Raw genomic sequence first — 550 nt, 5'->3', positions numbered from 1 at the left:
CGCATATCGCGACGGATCTGTGTAGGTGGGCTGAGCACCAAAAAGCACCGGCACAGTGATCCAGAAAACGATCAGCGACGCCCCCGCTACGGCGGTGCTTGCACCGCGAGGGTCGATAGCGAGTTGCCCGGCTGCCCGCACATAGGCGAAATAGTTCCCACCGAGGAACAGGGACACGAGGACCAGAAAGATGAGTCCGAAGATCTCGGCCGGCTTGGCACCCTTGCGAAGGGGGACCAGGGTGGTGGCCCACTGGTGCTTCAGGACCTGCGCAACCACGTAAGACCCTCCCCCATGTTGGCGTTGCCGCCGACGAGTTCGACGAACCTATTTTGCAAAGACTTGCCCTGGCATACGTCGTCGAGGGCACCAATAGCGTGGAGACGTCCCCCGGCGATAACGGCCACCGAGTCGCACAAGGACTCGACGAGCTCCATGACGTGGCTGGATATGACGACCGTCCCGCCACCGTCAACGAAGCGGCGCAGGATTGACCGAATGGTCTGACCCGAGAGTGGATCGACGGATTCGAGGGGCTCGTCGAGAACGA

The 550-nt window shown here is 61.6% G+C and carries 1 protein-coding gene and 1 pseudogene; both read right to left on the bottom strand.

The annotated features are described in order from the left end of the window. Positions 1-279: hypothetical protein (locus tag ACU8YE_RS24140; RefSeq protein ID WP_446929889.1), on the bottom strand; the 279-nt coding region annotated here is incomplete at its 3' end. Further along, positions 261-550: pseudogene (locus tag ACU8YE_RS24135) on the bottom strand (hypothetical protein); the annotation flags it as partial. The gene ACU8YE_RS24140 and the pseudogene ACU8YE_RS24135, both read right to left, overlap by 19 nt.

This window comes from Ralstonia sp. VS2407, from assembly GCF_052950655.1.
The sequence above is the reverse complement of the archived record's forward strand: the minus strand, read 5'-3'. Positions and strand labels throughout refer to the sequence as shown.